This is a genomic window from Streptomyces sp. NPDC055287, assembly GCF_053646035.1.
This window is the reverse complement of the sequence record NZ_JBSHNE010000010.1, coordinates 103,014-117,236: the sequence shown is the minus strand read 5'-3', so window position 1 is coordinate 117,236 and position 14,223 is coordinate 103,014. Positions and strand designations below refer to the sequence as shown.

At 71.7% G+C, this 14,223-nt stretch carries 14 protein-coding genes; 2 read left to right on the top strand and 12 right to left on the bottom strand.

All coding sequences use genetic code 11. The features are described from left to right. Window positions 1-27: 27 nt before the first annotated feature. The 11 genes from ACWIHY_RS18085 to hrcA all read right to left on the bottom strand — a co-directional run bounded on the left by ACWIHY_RS18085 (window position 28) and on the right by hrcA (window position 10,984). Complete coding sequence (locus tag ACWIHY_RS18085) at window positions 28-1,041, bottom strand: PhoH family protein (RefSeq protein ID WP_454376622.1); 1,014 nt, start codon at window positions 1,039-1,041, stop codon at window positions 28-30. A gap of 139 nt (window positions 1,042-1,180) precedes the next feature. Beyond that, window positions 1,181-2,248, bottom strand: coding sequence for a carbohydrate kinase family protein (locus ACWIHY_RS18080; RefSeq protein WP_454376758.1), 1,068 nt, complete (start codon window positions 2,246-2,248; stop codon window positions 1,181-1,183). A 183-nt stretch (window positions 2,249-2,431) separates the two neighbouring features. After that, window positions 2,432-3,733 carry an enolase C-terminal domain-like protein gene (locus ACWIHY_RS18075; RefSeq protein WP_454376621.1) on the bottom strand — a complete coding sequence of 434 codons (1,302 nt, stop codon included), beginning with the start codon at window positions 3,731-3,733 and terminating at the stop codon, window positions 2,432-2,434. Window positions 3,734-3,852: 119 nt separating this feature from the next. Continuing rightward, window positions 3,853-4,842, bottom strand: a complete 990-nt coding sequence (locus ACWIHY_RS18070; protein ID WP_454376620.1) for an adenosine deaminase — start codon at window positions 4,840-4,842, stop codon at window positions 3,853-3,855. A 15-nt stretch (window positions 4,843-4,857) separates the two neighbouring features. Further along, window positions 4,858-5,763: a ribonuclease Z gene (locus ACWIHY_RS18065; protein WP_454376619.1), complete on the bottom strand. Its 906-nt coding sequence runs from the start codon at window positions 5,761-5,763 to the stop codon at window positions 4,858-4,860. 9 nt (window positions 5,764-5,772) lie between these two features. After that, window positions 5,773-6,132: a histidine triad nucleotide-binding protein gene (locus ACWIHY_RS18060; protein WP_454376618.1), complete on the bottom strand. Its 360-nt coding sequence runs from the start codon at window positions 6,130-6,132 to the stop codon at window positions 5,773-5,775. A gap of 107 nt (window positions 6,133-6,239) precedes the next feature. Beyond that, window positions 6,240-6,515, bottom strand: a complete 276-nt coding sequence (locus tag ACWIHY_RS18055) for a hypothetical protein (RefSeq protein WP_454376617.1) — start codon at window positions 6,513-6,515, stop codon at window positions 6,240-6,242. Between the two features lie 398 nt (window positions 6,516-6,913). Further along, on the bottom strand, window positions 6,914-7,657 hold the full coding sequence (locus tag ACWIHY_RS18050) for a 16S rRNA (uracil(1498)-N(3))-methyltransferase (protein WP_454376616.1): 744 nt from the start codon (window positions 7,655-7,657) through the stop codon (window positions 6,914-6,916). Continuing rightward, window positions 7,654-8,736 carry a nitronate monooxygenase gene (locus ACWIHY_RS18045; protein ID WP_454376615.1) on the bottom strand — a complete coding sequence of 361 codons (1,083 nt, stop codon included), beginning with the start codon at window positions 8,734-8,736 and terminating at the stop codon, window positions 7,654-7,656. The genes ACWIHY_RS18050 and ACWIHY_RS18045 overlap by 4 nt, the downstream gene beginning before the upstream one ends. Before the next feature lie 97 nt (window positions 8,737-8,833). Continuing rightward, window positions 8,834-9,967: a molecular chaperone DnaJ gene (gene dnaJ, locus ACWIHY_RS18040; protein ID WP_454376614.1), complete on the bottom strand. Its 1,134-nt coding sequence runs from the start codon at window positions 9,965-9,967 to the stop codon at window positions 8,834-8,836. Further along, window positions 9,968-10,984: a heat-inducible transcriptional repressor HrcA gene (hrcA, locus tag ACWIHY_RS18035; protein ID WP_069935334.1), complete on the bottom strand. Its 1,017-nt coding sequence runs from the start codon at window positions 10,982-10,984 to the stop codon at window positions 9,968-9,970. It abuts the gene before it with no gap. A gap of 198 nt (window positions 10,985-11,182) precedes the next feature. Here hrcA and ACWIHY_RS18030 point away from each other — a divergent pair, with 198 nt between their 5' ends. Continuing rightward, the gene (locus tag ACWIHY_RS18030; protein WP_454376613.1) at window positions 11,183-11,911 is read left to right on the top strand and encodes an MBL fold metallo-hydrolase; all 729 of its coding nucleotides are present in this window, start codon (window positions 11,183-11,185) and stop codon (window positions 11,909-11,911) included. 27 nt (window positions 11,912-11,938) lie between these two features. Then, the gene (locus ACWIHY_RS18025; protein WP_454376612.1) at window positions 11,939-12,769 is read left to right on the top strand and encodes a DUF3097 domain-containing protein; all 831 of its coding nucleotides are present in this window, start codon (window positions 11,939-11,941) and stop codon (window positions 12,767-12,769) included. 199 nt (window positions 12,770-12,968) lie between these two features. Here the strand turns inward: ACWIHY_RS18025 and hemW are convergent, their stop codons facing one another. Continuing rightward, the gene (hemW, locus tag ACWIHY_RS18020) at window positions 12,969-14,201 is read right to left on the bottom strand and encodes a radical SAM family heme chaperone HemW (protein ID WP_454376611.1); all 1,233 of its coding nucleotides are present in this window, start codon (window positions 14,199-14,201) and stop codon (window positions 12,969-12,971) included. Between the last annotated feature and the right edge of the window lie 22 nt (window positions 14,202-14,223).

The window sequence follows — 14,223 nt, the reverse complement described above, 5'->3', positions numbered from 1 at the left end:
GGTGCTGGATCTACCCCTGCTTCAAAGTCACAGCCCGTTTTGGCTGTCGTCGTACTTCTGGTACGCGTCGACGATACGGCCGACCAGCTTGTGCCGGACGACATCCTGCGACGTGAGCCGGGAGAAGTGCACGTCGGCGACGTTGTCCAGGATCTCCTGGACCTGGCGCAGACCGCTCTTCGTCCCGCCCGGCAGGTCGACCTGGGTGACGTCACCCGTGACGACGATCTTCGAGTCGAAGCCGAGCCGCGTCAGGAACATCTTCATCTGCTCGGCGCTGGTGTTCTGCGCCTCGTCCAGGATGATGAACGCGTCGTTGAGTGTCCGGCCTCGCATGTACGCCAGCGGGGCGACCTCGATCGTGCCCGCGGCCATCAGGCGGGGGATCGAGTCGGGGTCCAGCATGTCGTGCAGGGCGTCGTAGAGCGGGCGCAGGTACGGGTCGATCTTCTCGTAGAGAGTGCCGGGCAGGAAGCCGAGCCGCTCGCCCGCCTCGACGGCGGGCCTGGTCAGGATGATCCGGTTGACCTGCTTGGACTGCAGAGCCTGGACCGCCTTGGCCATGGCGAGATAGGTCTTGCCCGTACCGGCGGGGCCGATGCCGAAGACGATGGTGTGCTTGTCGATGGCGTCGACGTACCGCTTCTGGTTGAGCGTCTTGGGGCGGATGGTGCGACCGCGGCTGGAGAGGATGTTCTGAGTGAGCACTTCGGCCGGGGTCTCGGTGACGGCCTCCGCGCCACTGCCGTTCCCGTCCGCTCTGAGCATGGCGATCGAGCGTTCCACTGCGTCCTCCGTCATCGGCAGTCCGGTGCGGAGCACCAGCATCATCTCGGCCAACAGGCGCTGGATCAGTGCGACCTCCGTCGGGTCGCCGACCGCGCTGACCTCGTTCCCCCTGACGTGGATGTTCACGTCGGGGAACGCGTTCTCGATCACGCGCAACAGGGAATCGCTGGAACCCAGGACCGTCACCATGGGATGTCTGTCGGGAACGGTGAACTGGGCGCGGGCCTGCGGCTGTGTGGGTGTCTGAGTCATGGGCCGGCACTGTGGCCTGCACATACCTCCCGTTGCAGGGTTCTCGCTGCTCGACAACCTCGTGAATCCAAGCCTACGTCGGTGCACTGACAGGGCCGAAGGCTTTTCGCACGCAGCCCGGCCGTCGGTTACCCGGCGGTTACGCGGGCCTGCGGAATCCGATCGTCGGCACCGCCCTGCGCAGCGGCCACACACGGGCCGCCGTCGGCAGCAGGCCGTCCAGGAAGGCGTACCGGCGCAGCGCCTGCGGGTCCTGCCCGTCGACCGCCTGCACCTGCTGCCACCAGGCCGCGATCTCCGACCAGCCGGGCGCCGACAGCGACCCGCCGAACTCCTGCACCGAGAGGGCGGCGGTCAGTCCGGCGAAGGCCAGGCGGTCGGCGAGCGGCCAGCCCGCGAGCGTACCGGTGACGAATCCGGCGACGAAGACGTCACCGGCGCCGGTCGGGTCGAGTGCCTCGACGGCGATGGCGGGGACCTCGGCGGTCTCCCCGGTCGAGCCGTCCACGGCGTACGCCCCCTCCGCGCCCAGCGTGACGACCGCGACCGGGACCTTCTCGGCCAGGGCGCGGGCGGCGGCACGCGGGCAGTCGGTGCGGGTGTAGCGCATCGCCTCCTCGGCGTTGGGCAGGAACGCCTCGCAGTGCTCCAGGTCGGCGAGGCCGGCCAGGTCCCAGCGGCCCGTGTCGTCCCAGCCCACATCGGCGAAGAGCTTGGCACCGCGGCGGGCGGCGGTGGCGATCCACTCCTCCGTGCGGCCGGGCGTCAGGGCGGCGACGGCGGCCCGCGCGCGAGGCGGGCAGTCGGGGAACGGGCCGGGTTCGGCGGGCGGCGGGGCCTCGTGGCCGTGGGACACCATGGTCCGCTCGCCCTCGTACGCCATGGAGACGGTGACGGGCGAGTGCCAGCCGGGGACGGTGCGTGACATGGTCAGGTCGATGCCCTCGCCGTCGGCGAGCGCGTCCCAGCAGTACTCGCCGTAGTGGTCGTCGCCGAAGGCCGCGGCCAGTGACGTACGCAGGCCGAGGCGGGCCAGGGCGGTGGCCATGTTGGCCACGCCGCCGGGGCTGGAACCCATGCCCCGCGCCCAGGACTCGGTGCCGCGCACCGGGGCGCTGTCGAGGCCGGTGAAGATGATGTCGAGGAAGACCGTGCCGGTGAGGAAGACGTCGCAGCAGGGGCCGTCGGGGGCGCGGAGCCCGTCCAGCGGGTCGACGTGGGTCGGATCGCCCTGCTGACCGGTGCCGTCTTCGGCCGCTGACGTGGCCGCTGCGTACTTTCTCACCGTGCTCACCCTGCGCTCCTGTGGTGTGGTGCGGATTCAGGCCAGTGTGCCCGATACGCGCCCCCAGAGGCTCGCGGCGATACGACGGCGACTTCCGCCCCGGCCCTACCAGCGGGGCAGCGCGGGCGCGGTCCAGCTCTCGTGGCCCTCCGCCCGCCGCATCGCGGCGGCGTCGTCGCGGTCCCGCATCGCGCCGTACGCCGCCTCGTCGAGCCAGCGGCCGTGGAGCCGCTCCATGGCCTCGCGGTCCAGCTCGACGCCGAGCCCGGGGGCGTCGGAGACGGTCAGCCGGCCGCCGGTGAACGTGTGGCGCCGGGTGATGACGTCCTCGGTCTGCCACGGGTAGTGGCTGTCGCAGGAGTGGTCGAGGTGGGGGACGGTGGCGGCGACCTGGGTCATCGCGGCCAGGCTGATGCCCATGTGGGTGTTGGAGTGCATGGACAGGCCGACGCCGAAGGCCCGGCATACGGCGGCCAGTTCCCGGGTGGCCCGCAGCCCGCCCCAGTAGTGGTGATCGGAGAGGACGACCTGCACGGCGTCGGTGAGGAACGCCTCGCGGATCTCCGGAACGGTCGTCACGCACATGTTGGTGGCGAGCGGAACGTCCGTCCCGGCCGACACCTCCGCCATCGCGGCCGTCCCGGGCGCCGGGTCCTCCAGGTATTCGAGTACCCCTTGCAGCTCCCCCGCGACCTTCAGGGATGTCTCCGGCGTCCAGGCTCCGTTGGGATCGAGCCGCAGGGGCTGTCCCGGGAACGCTTCGGCGAGCGCCCGTACGGCGGCGATCTCCTGCCCGGGTTCGAAGACGCCGCCCTTGAGCTTGAACGAACGGAACCCGTGCTCGCGCGCGAACCGCCGCGCCTGCGCCACGATCCCCGGCGGGTCGAGCGCGGCCCCCCAGTCGTCGCTCTCGCCCGCGCCGCCGGGGTGCCGCTCCCAGCGGTAGAAGAGGTAAGCGCTGTACTCGACGTGGTCGCGCACCTTGCCGCCGAGGAGCACGTGCACGGGCTGCCCGTACACCTTCCCGAGCGCGTCCAGGCAGGCCACCTCGAAGGCGGAGACGACGGACAGCCGCAGCTTGTCCGCGGTCTGCGCGCCGCGCAGCCCGCCGACGTCGACGCCGTGCTCCACGCGCGCGTGGCCGACGCCGACCCGCTGCGCGAGCGTGAACAGTCCGTTCAGATCCGCGACCGAGTGACCGGGCAGCAGGTCGGCGTACGGGCGGGCCAGTTCCAGGTACTTCGTATCGCCGTACGTCTCACCGACGCCGGTGACGCCGTCCGCCGTGACCACTTCGACGACCAGTCGCGGGGTGTACGGCTGGTGTACGCCCTGGACGTTGAGGAGGGGTGGGTCGGAGATCAGGACGGGGGTCAGCCGGACGTCGGTGATGGTCAGGTCCGCCACAACTACTCATCTCCGTATGCAGACGGTGTCCACGTATGAGAATGCAGCGTAGAGAGGCGCCCGCACGGGCGTCAACGGGCCCGGCACGGGCGGAGTCGCGCGCGGCCCCGGAAGCCGGCTCAGAAGACGTAGGCGTCGACCTCGGCGAGGTACGCCTCCCTGCGCTTCTCGTCGTGATCGAGGAAGGCCGCGCGGAAGGAGTTGCGGGCCAGCTCACGCAGTTGCTCCTGGCCGAGGCCGAGCGCCTCGTGCACCGCGTGGAAGGTGTCGCCGACGTACCCGCCGAAATAGGCGGGGTCGTCGGAGTTGACGGTGACCAGCAGCCCGGCCTCCATCATCTCCCGCAGCGGGTGGTCCTCCAGGACGTCGATGGCGCGCAGCCGTACGTTCGACAGCGGGCACAGCGTCAACGGCACCCGGTCGCGCACGAGCCGCTTCACGAGCTCCGGGTCCTCCATGGAGCGCAGCCCGTGGTCGACGCGCTCGACGCCGAGGATGTCCAGCGCCTCCCAGATGTACGCCGGAGGGCCCTCCTCCCCCGCGTGCGCGACCTTCCGCAGCCCCAGGGCCTCGGCGGCCTCGTACACCGCACGGAACTTCGACGGCGGGTGCCCGACCTCCGCCGAGTCCAGGCCGACGGCCGCGATCCGGTGCAGATACGGCCTGGCGGCCTCCAGCGTCTCCAGCGCGGACTCGGCGGACTGGTCGCGCAGGAAGCACATGATCAGCTGCGTCGAGATCCCGTGCCGCTCCTCGCTCCGGTCCAGGGCGCGGGCCAGTCCTTCGACGACCGTGCCGATCCCGACTCCGCGCGCGGTGTGCGCCTGCGGGTCGAAGAAGATCTCGGCGTGCCGTACGCCCTGAGCAGCCGCCCGCGCCAGGTAGGCGTCGGCGAGCCGGTCGAAGTCGTCCTCGGTGCGCAGGACGGCCATCAGCGCGTAATACAGGTCGAGGAACGACTGGAGGTCGTCGAAGAGGTAGGCGCGGCGGAGCTCTTCGGTGGTGGAGTACGGCAGCACCACGGCGTTGCGCGCGGCGAGCTCGAAGGCCAGCTCGGGTTCGAGGGTGCCTTCGATGTGGAGGTGGAGTTCGGCCTTGGGGAGGTGCATGAGGGGTCTTCTCGTTCAGGGGCGCTTGGGGAGGGGGACTCGCAGCAGGTCGGCGGCGACGGTCAGCTCGCCGTCGAAACCGGCTGACCGCGCCTGGTGTTCGAAGACCTGAGGATCGCTGTAGCGCTGCGAGAAGTGGGTGAGGACCAGGTGGCGTACGCCGGCTTCCCGTGCGACGCGGGCGGCCTGGCCGGCCGTCAGATGGCCGTGCTCGGCGGCGAGCCGCACGTCCTCGTCGAGGAACGTCGACTCGATGACGAGCATGTCGCAGCCCTCCGCGAGGGCGTACACGCCGTCGCAGAGCCGGGTGTCCATGACGAACGCGAAACGCTGCCCGCGACGCTCCTCGCTGACCTGGCCGAGCGTGACATCGCCGAGCCGGCCGTCGCGCTGGATGCGGCCGACGTCGGGGCCCTTGATGCCGTGTTGGGCGAGCAGCGAGGGCAGCATGCGGCGCCCGTCCGGCTCGGTGAGCCGGTAGCCGTACGACTCGACGGGGTGCGACAGCCTGGCCGCGTCCAGGACGTACGAGCGACCGGTGGCCAGAGGCCCGTCGGCGGCGACCGGCGCTTCGGTCAGCCGGACCGTCTCGCGGTAGGCCGTGGCGTACCGCAGGCGGTCGAAGAAGCGCTGCCCGCTTGCCGGGTAGTGCGCGGTGACGGGGTGCGGGACGCGGTCGAGGTTGATGCGCTGGATCACTCCGGCGAGGCCGAGCGAGTGGTCACCGTGGAAGTGGGTGACGCAGATCCGGTTGATGTCGTGCGCGGCCACGCCCGCCCGCAGCATCTGGCGCTGGGTGCCCTCGCCGGGATCGAAGAGGATGCCCTCGCCGTCCCAGCGCAGGAGGTAGCCGTTGTGGTTGCGGTGCCGGGTGGGGACCTGGCTGGCGGTGCCGAGGACCACCAGCTCTCGTGCGGACACAGATCTTCCTTAGCCGGGGGGCCAGTTGAGGCCGCGGCCGCCCAGGACGTGGGCGTGCGCGTGGAAGACGGTCTGGCCGGCTCCGGAGCCGGTGTTGAAGACGACGCGGTAGCCGGTGCGGTCGACCTTCTCGTCGGCGGCGACGTTGCCCGCCTCGGTCAGCACGTCCGCGAGGATCTGCGGCTCGGCGGCGGCCAGCGCGGCGGCGTCCGCGTGGTGCGCCTTGGGGATGACCAGGACGTGCGTCGGAGCCTGGGGGTTGATATCGCGGAACGCGACGGTCGTGTCCGTCTCACGGATGACCGTAGCGGGCACCTCCCCCGCGGCGATCTTGCAGAACAGGCAGTCTGCCTGCGGTTGTCCCGTCATGGTCCTGGCCTCCTCGAATGCGGCTGGATCGGGATGTTCCGATACCGATCAAGTATGGCCGCATGCTATCCGCCGCCGTGACGGACGGGGCTGACGAGGTGTTGCCGTCACTTGGCGGGAGCGCAGGTGCACGTCGGGCCGGGGGCGACGGTGACGGTGGCCGTGACGGTCACGGTCGGGCGGCCGGGGCCGCTCGGCAGGGGCGGCGCCGGGTGTGTTCCGGGGTTGCCCGGTGCGGTCGGTGTGCGGGGTGTGCCAGGTGCGCCGGGCGTGCTCGGTGCGGCATGGCAGTCGCCGAGCACATCGGCCCGGAACACGGTCCTTCCGCCCGTCTCGGCCGTCAGGTCACCGCGCACGCACCGCCCGTAGCGCTCCTCGGTCACCTTGCCGTCGATACGGATCGCCTGCCCGTCCCTGGTCTCGCCCTCGCAGTCGACGGAGGCGACCGCGCGGCTCGGTCCGGTCGCCGTGGCCCGGCGGGTGTCGCTGGTTGCCCTGCCGGCCCCGGCCTCGCCGGGCTGTCGACGTACAGCTCATCCACCGTACGTCGATGCCCGCCCGTTCCAGGGCGCGGGTGCCGGCCCGATCGGTGGTCATGTCGACGGTCACCGCACTCAGCCCGTCGGCTCCCGGTTCGCAGGCCGGGATTCCCGCAACTGCCGCACCGGCGAGGCCGATCGCCACCAGGGTCCGCTCGATTGCCCCCACGAACGGCAGCCTCGCACCGCTCCCCCGCCCGAGAAAGAGGAGTTGCGGCCACGCTTGTCAGGACCGGCGGCTGTCAGGACCAGCGGCCGGTGCGGCCCAGCAGCAGCGCCGCCGCCGCGGTCCCGGCGGTCGACGTACGCAGCACACTGCTCCCCAGCCGGTACGGCTTCGCCCCGGCCTCCGCGAACACCGCCAACTCCTCGGGCGACACGCCTCCTTCCGGCCCGACCACCAGCACGACGGACCCCGTCACGGGGAGTCCGGCGGTGGCGAGCGCCCCGCTGCCCACGGACGCGTCCTCGTGCAGTACGGCAGCGAAGTCCGCCGTGGCCAGCAGCGCGCCCACCTGCTTCGTCGTCAGCGCCTCCCCCACCTCGGGGAAGCGCAGCCTGCGCGACTGCTTGCCCGCCTCACGGGCCGTGGCCCGCCACTTCGCGAGGGACTTCGCACCCCGGTCGCCGCGCCACTGCGTGATGCAGCGGGACGCCTGCCACGGCACGATGGCGTCGACGCCGGTCTCCGTCATCGTCTCGACGGCCACTTCGCCCCGGTCACCCTTGGGGAGCGCCTGTACGACGGTGATGCGCGGGGCCGGTTCCGGTTCGACGGTCACGTCCGTCACCTCGACGACGAGCCGGTCCTTGCCCTCGGCCGCCACCACGACGGCCGCCGCTCCTGTACCGAGCCCGTCCGTCAGGACGACGTGCTCCCCGGCGTTCAACCGCCGGACCGAGACGGCGTGCCGCCCCTCGGGGCCTTCGAGCACGTACGGGCCCTTCGCCGGTACGGCGTCGACGACGAACACCGGCGCCGTCATGCCGCACCGCCCGTGCCCCGCAGGTCGAGTGCCGCGCGCGCCGCGTCGGACTCGGCCGCCAGGACCTCGACCAGCTGCCCGGCCGGCATCTCGCGCGCCATCCGGTGCCCCTGCCCGGCCCACAGCGCCATGCCCTGGGCGTCGCCCGCCTTGGCGGCGGCCTTGCGCAGGCCGGAGGTGATGTGGTGCACCTGGGGATAGGCGGCCGGGGCGTACGGGCCGTGCTCGCGCATGAAGCGGTTGACGAGACCGCGGGCGGGACGTCCCGAGAACGCCCGGGTGAGCTCCGTGCGTACGAACAGCGGATTGGTCATGGCCTGCTTGTGCAGGACGTTCGCGCCGGACTCGGGGCACACCAGGAACGCCGTGCCGAGCTGCGCCGCGTCGGCGCCGAGCGCGAGGACCGCGGCGACCTGCGCGCCACGCATCAGGCCGCCCGCCGCGACGATCGGCAGCTGCACGGTCTCGCGCACCTGCGCGACGAGGGACAGCAGTCCGATGCCGGTGCCGTCGTTCTTGGGGTCGTCGCGATGCGTTCCCTGGTGGCCGCCGGCCTCGACGCCCTGGACGCACACGGCGTCGGCTCCGGTCCACTGGGCGATCTGTGCCTCTTCGGGCGTGGTGACGGTCACGACGGTCAGCGTGCCGGCCTTGGCGAAGGCGTCGAGGACGGGACGGGTGGGACAGCCGAAGGTGAAGGAGACGACGGGGACGGGGTCGTCGATGAGGATGGCCAGCTTGGCTTCGTAGCCGTCGTCGGCGCAGTTGTCGGGTTCACCGAGGGGGGTGTCGTACCAGTCGGCCTCGCCGGCGAGCTGATGCCGGTAGACCTCCACGGAGGCGGGGTCTGCCTGGCTCGGCTGCGGCATGAAGAGATTGACGCCGAACGGCCGGCCCGTCAGGCCCCGCAGCTGCTTGATCTCCTCGTACATGCCGTCCGCGGTCTTGTACCCGGCGGCAAGAAACCCGAGACCACCGGCTTCGCAGACAGCGGCGACGAGCTGAGGACAGGAGGCGCCACCCGCCATGGGGGCCTGCACGATCGGATAACGGCAAAGATCGGTCAGTGCGGAGGACATGAACGCATAGTTTCATGCCCTCCGCACTGCACCGAATCGAGGCTTCGGCCGTCGCGGAGGCGAGCGCCTCCAGGACCCCGGCCGGGCCCGCGAGCGCCTAGCGCCCGTTGAAAGCGTCCTTCAGGCGCGAGAACAACCCCTGCTGCCCCGGCTGGAACTGACCCGTCGGGCGTTCCTCGCCGCGCAGCTTCGCGAGCTGGCGCATCAGGTCTTCCTGCTGCGGGTCCAGCTTCGACGGAGTCAGCACCTCCACGTGCACGATCAGGTCGCCGCGACCGCCGCCCCGCAGGTGCGTGATGCCACGCCCGTGCAGCGGGATCGACTGCCCGGACTGCGTGCCCGGACGTACGTCGATCTCCTCGACCCCGTCGAGCGTCTCCAGCGGGCACTTCGTACCCAGTGCCGCCGCCGTCATCGGGATCGTGACCGTGCAGTGCAGGTCGTCTCCGCGCCGCTGGAACACCGCGTGCGGCAGCTCGTGGATCTCGACGTACAGGTCACCGGCCGGGCCGCCACCCGGGCCGACCTCGCCCTCGCCCGCGAGCTGGATCCGCGTGCCGTTGTCGACACCGGCCGGGATCTTGACCGTCAGCGTCCGGCGCGAGCGCACGCGCCCGTCACCGGCGCACTCCGGGCACGGAGTCGGTACGACCGTGCCGAAGCCCTGGCACTGCGGGCAGGGGCGCGAGGTCATGACCTGCCCCAGGAAGGACCGGGTGACCTGCGAGACCTCGCCGCGGCCGCGGCACATGTCACAGGTCTGGGCGGAGGTGCCGGGTGCGGCGCCCTCGCCCGAGCACGTCGTACACACGACGGCCGTGTCGACCTGGATGTCCTTCGTCGTGCCGAAGGCCGCCTCGTTGAGGTCGATCTCCAGCCGGATCATCGCGTCCTGGCCGCGCCGCGTCCGCGACCGCGGGCCGCGCTGCGACGCCGTACCGAAGAACGCGTCCATGATGTCCGAGAAGTTCCCGAAGCCGCCCTGGCCGAAGCCGCCGGCTCCGCCGCCCGCCTGCGAGAGGGGGTCGCCGCCGAGGTCGTAGACCTGCTTCTTCTGCGGGTCCGACAACACCTCGTACGCGGCGTTGATCTCCTTGAAGCGCTCTTGCGTCTTGGGATCGGGATTCACGTCCGGGTGGAGCTCACGCGCCAGCCGCCGGAATGCCTTCTTGATCTCATCCTGGGAAGCGTCGCGGCGTACGCCGAGTACGGCGTAGTAGTCGGTGGCCACTTACGACTCCGCCAGGATCTGTCCGACGTAACGTGCCACTGCGCGTACCGCTCCCATCGTTCCGGGGTAGTCCATGCGGGTCGGTCCGACCACGCCGAGTTTGGCGACTGCTTCGTCGCCCGAACCGTAGCCGACTGCGACGACGGACGTGGAGCTGAGCCCTTCATGGGCGTTCTCGTGCCCGATTCGTACGGTCATGCCTGAGTCCGTTGCCTCACCCAGCAGCTTGAGGAGCACGACCTGCTCCTCCAGTGCCTCCAGCACGGGCCGGATGGTGAGGGGGAAATCATGCCCGAAGCGGGTGAGATTGGCGGTGCCGCCGATCATCAGCCGCTCCTCGGTCTCCTCGACCAGAGTCTCCAGGAGGGTGGACAGGACCGTCGAAACGGTTCCTCGGTCCTCCTTGTCGAAGGATTCGGGGAGGTCCTGCACCAGCTGAGGCACGTCCGCGAAGCGGCGCCCCACGACCCGGCTGTTGAGCCGGGCACGCAGGTCCGCGAGGGACGTCTCACCGAAGGGCGCGGGGCAGTCGATCATGCGCTGCTCGACCCGTCCGGTGTCCGTGATGAGCACGAGCATCAGGCGGGCGGGGGCCAGTGAGAGAAGTTCCACATGCCGAACCGTCGACCGGGTCAGCGACGGGTACTGCACCACGGCGACCTGCCGGGTCAGCTGCGCGAGCAGCCGCACCGTACGGGCCACCACGTCGTCGAGGTCGACCGCACCGTCCATGAAGTTCTGGATGGCGCGGCGCTCGGGCGACGACAGGGGCTTGACGCCCGCGAGCTTGTCGACGAACAGGCGGTAGCCCTTGTCCGTCGGGATGCGGCCGGCACTCGTATGAGGCTGGGCGATGAAGCCCTCGTCCTCGAGGGCCGCCATGTCGTTGCGGACAGTGGCCGGCGAGACGCCGAGCTTGTGCCGCTCGGTGAGCGCCTTGGAGCCGACGGGCTCCTCGGTGCCCACATAGTCCTGAACGATGGCGCGCAGCACCTCGAGTCTGCGTTCGCTGAGCATCGCGCACCACCTCCAGCTGGTCGGTCGTTCGGTGTCTGCCTGGCACTCACTGCGGGCGAGTGCCAGCAGCCCCCGGCCCAGTGTACGGCGGGCAGGTACGCCCCTAGCAAGGGCGGCCGGTCACGTTGTCGCGCGAGTCACCGCGCGACGGCCCTGTTCAGCGGGCGGAAGCCCCGGGGATGGGTCTAGCGTCGCGGTATGGACGTCAGTTGGGAAGAGGCAGGCTGGGAGCGGCTCGCACCGGGGGTGGGGCGGCGGCGTATGCCCGTCTGGGACGCCACTGTGGGCCTGGTGGCGGGGGGCGACGGCGGCGCGCTGCTCGTCGACACAGGGGCGACTCTGCGCGAGGGCGCGGAGCTGCGGGCCCAGGCGCAGCGGCTGCTCGGTCCCGGCCGGAGAGTGACGCACATCGCCCTCACCCACCCACATTTCGATCATGTGCTGGGTACGGCGGCGTTCTCGGGCACCGAGGTGTACGGAGCGGTGGGAATCGACGACCTGCTGCGGCGGGACCGCGACGCGCTGCGGGACGACGCGGTGCGGCACGGGGTGGAACGGGGCGCGGCGGCGGAGGCGGCGGACGTGCTCGTCGCGCCGCACCACACGGTGTGCGGCGAGTGGACGCTGGACCTGGGCGGCCGTCAGGTGCTGCTCGCGAACGTCGGTCCCGGGCACAGCGGCCACGACCTGGCGGTGCTGGTGCCGGGCAGCCCCGAGGTCGTGTTCTGCGGCGACCTGGTGGAGGAGTCGGGTACGCCCCAGGCCGGCCCGGACGCCCACCCGTCCCACTGGCCGGCGGCCCTGGACCGGCTGCTCGCGCTGGGCGGCGAGAACGCGGCGTACGTGCCGGGGCACGGGGCGGTGGTGAACGCGGCGTATGTACGTGCGCAGCGCGACGCGTTGGCGGCGCGATTCGACGTGTCGTGACGTGGGCCCGGCGCTATCGTCGGCGGAATGCGCAGCCGACAGTACGGGCCGGACCTCACCCCGCCCTGGAAGAAGACCGCCCCTGTTCCCGAAGTCCCCGCCGAGGCCGATCTGGTCGTGGAGGAAGTCACCACCGGTTTCTGCGGTGCGGTGATCCGGTGCGAGAAGACGGCGCAGGGGCCGACGGTGACCCTGGAGGACCGCTTCGGGAAGCACCGGGTGTTCCCGATGGAACCGCGCGGCTTCCTGCTGGAGGGCCGCGTCGTGACCCTGGTACGTCCGTCCTCCGCCGCGGCGACGCGGCCCGCCCGTACGGCGTCGGGCTCGGTGGCCGTGCCGGGGGCGCGGGCGCGGGTCGCGCGGGCCGGACGGATCTACGTCGAGGGGCGCCACGACGCGGAGCTGGTCGAACGGGTGTGGGGTGACGATCTGCGCATCGAGGGCGTGGTCGTGGAGTACCTGGAAGGCATCGACGACCTGCCCGCGATCGTCGCGGACTTCGCCCCGGCGCCGGACGCGCGGCTGGGCGTGCTGGTCGACCACCTGGTCCCCGGTTCGAAGGAGTCCCGCATCGCGGCGCAGGTCACGGACGCGAGTGTGCTGGTCGTCGGACACCCGTACATCGACGTGTGGGAGGCGGTGAAGCCGTCCGCCGTGGGCATCCGGGCCTGGCCGAAGGTGCCGAGGGGGCAGGACTGGAAGACGGGCGTGTGCCGGGGGCTGGGCTGGCCGGAGAACACGGGGGCGGCGTGGCAGCGGATCCTGGGGTCGGTCCACTCGTACCGGGACCTGGAGCCCGCGCTGCTGGGGCGGGTGGAGGAACTGATCGATTTCGTCACGGCGCCGACCGGGGGGTGACGGCAGGCGGTACCGGGGCGGGTGCGAGGGCCCCGCAACGGGCGATTCCATCCCGTCCGGCGTTTGAGGACACGCCCGCTGGGCGTCGCGGGGGCTCGCCCCCGGTTCGGACAGGGGCGGGTGGGGGAACAGCACCGCCGCAGGCAACCGCACAGCGCCGCGCCCGCCCGTCGGCACCGCCCCGACCCGCACCGCCCGGTCAGTCCACCAGGTCCCGGACCACCGCGTCCGCCAGCAGCCGGCCCCGCAGCGTCAGCACCGCCCGCCCTCCCGCGAACGGCTCCGGCGCCAGCAGACCGTCCGCGAGCGCCCGCTCCGCCGCCGCGAGCCCCGCGGGGGCCAGCAGCGACAGCGGGCAGCCGTCCGCGAGGCGCAGCTCCAGCAGGATGCGCTCCACGCGCCGGTCCTCCGCCGGGAGCACCTCACGCCCGGCGCCCGGCGACCGTCCGTCCCCCAGCGCCTGCGCGTACGCGCCCGGGTGCTTGACGTTCCACCACCGGACCCCGCCGACATGGCTGTGGGCGCCGGGGCCCGCGCCCCACCAGTCCGCTCCGCGCCAGTACAGCTCGTTGTGCAGGCATCGCGCCGCGTCCGAAGTCGCCCAGTTCGACACTTCGTACCACTCGAAGCCCGCCGCCGAGAGCGCGGACTCCGTCATCAGGTACCGGTCGGCGTGTACGTCGTCGTCCGTCATCGGCACCTCGCCCCGCCGGATCCGCCGCGCCAGCTGCGTCCCCTCCTCCACGATCAGCGCGTACGCGCTGACGTGGTCGGGACCGGCGCCGATCGCCGCGTCAAGCGACGCCTGCCAGTCCGCGTCGGACTCACCCGGAGTGCCGTAGATGAGGTCGAGGTTGACGTGCTCGAAGCCCGCCGCCCGTGCCTCCGCGACACACGCCTCGGGCCGGCCGGGCGTGTGCGTACGGTCGAGGATCTTCAGTACGTGCTGCTTCGCGCTCTGCATGCCGAACGAGACCCTGTTGAAGCCACCGGCCCGCAGCTCCGCCAGATACTCCGGGTTCACCGACTCCGGATTCGCCTCCGTCGTGACCTCCGCGTCGTCCGCGAGCCCGAACTCGTCCCGGATCGCCCCCAGCATCCGTACGAGATCACCCGCCGCCAGCAGCGTCGGCGTACCGCCGCCCACGAAGACGGTCCGTACCGGACGGGGATCGTCGCCGAGCACCTTCCTCGCGAGGCGGACCTCCTCCACCAGCGTGTCCGCGTAGTTGTCGCGCGAGGCCAGCGCACCGCCCGAGCCGCGCAGCTCGGTCGCCGTGTAGGTGTTGAAGTCGCAGTAGCCGCAGCGCGTCGCGCAGTACGGAACGTGCAGGTAGAAGCCGAGCGGCCGCTCGGCCGCGCCGGCCAGGGCGTGCGGTGGCAGCGCCCCGTCTTCGGGCATGGGCTCACCGTCGGGCAGTACAGAAGGCATGCCCCCATTGTCACAGCTCCGG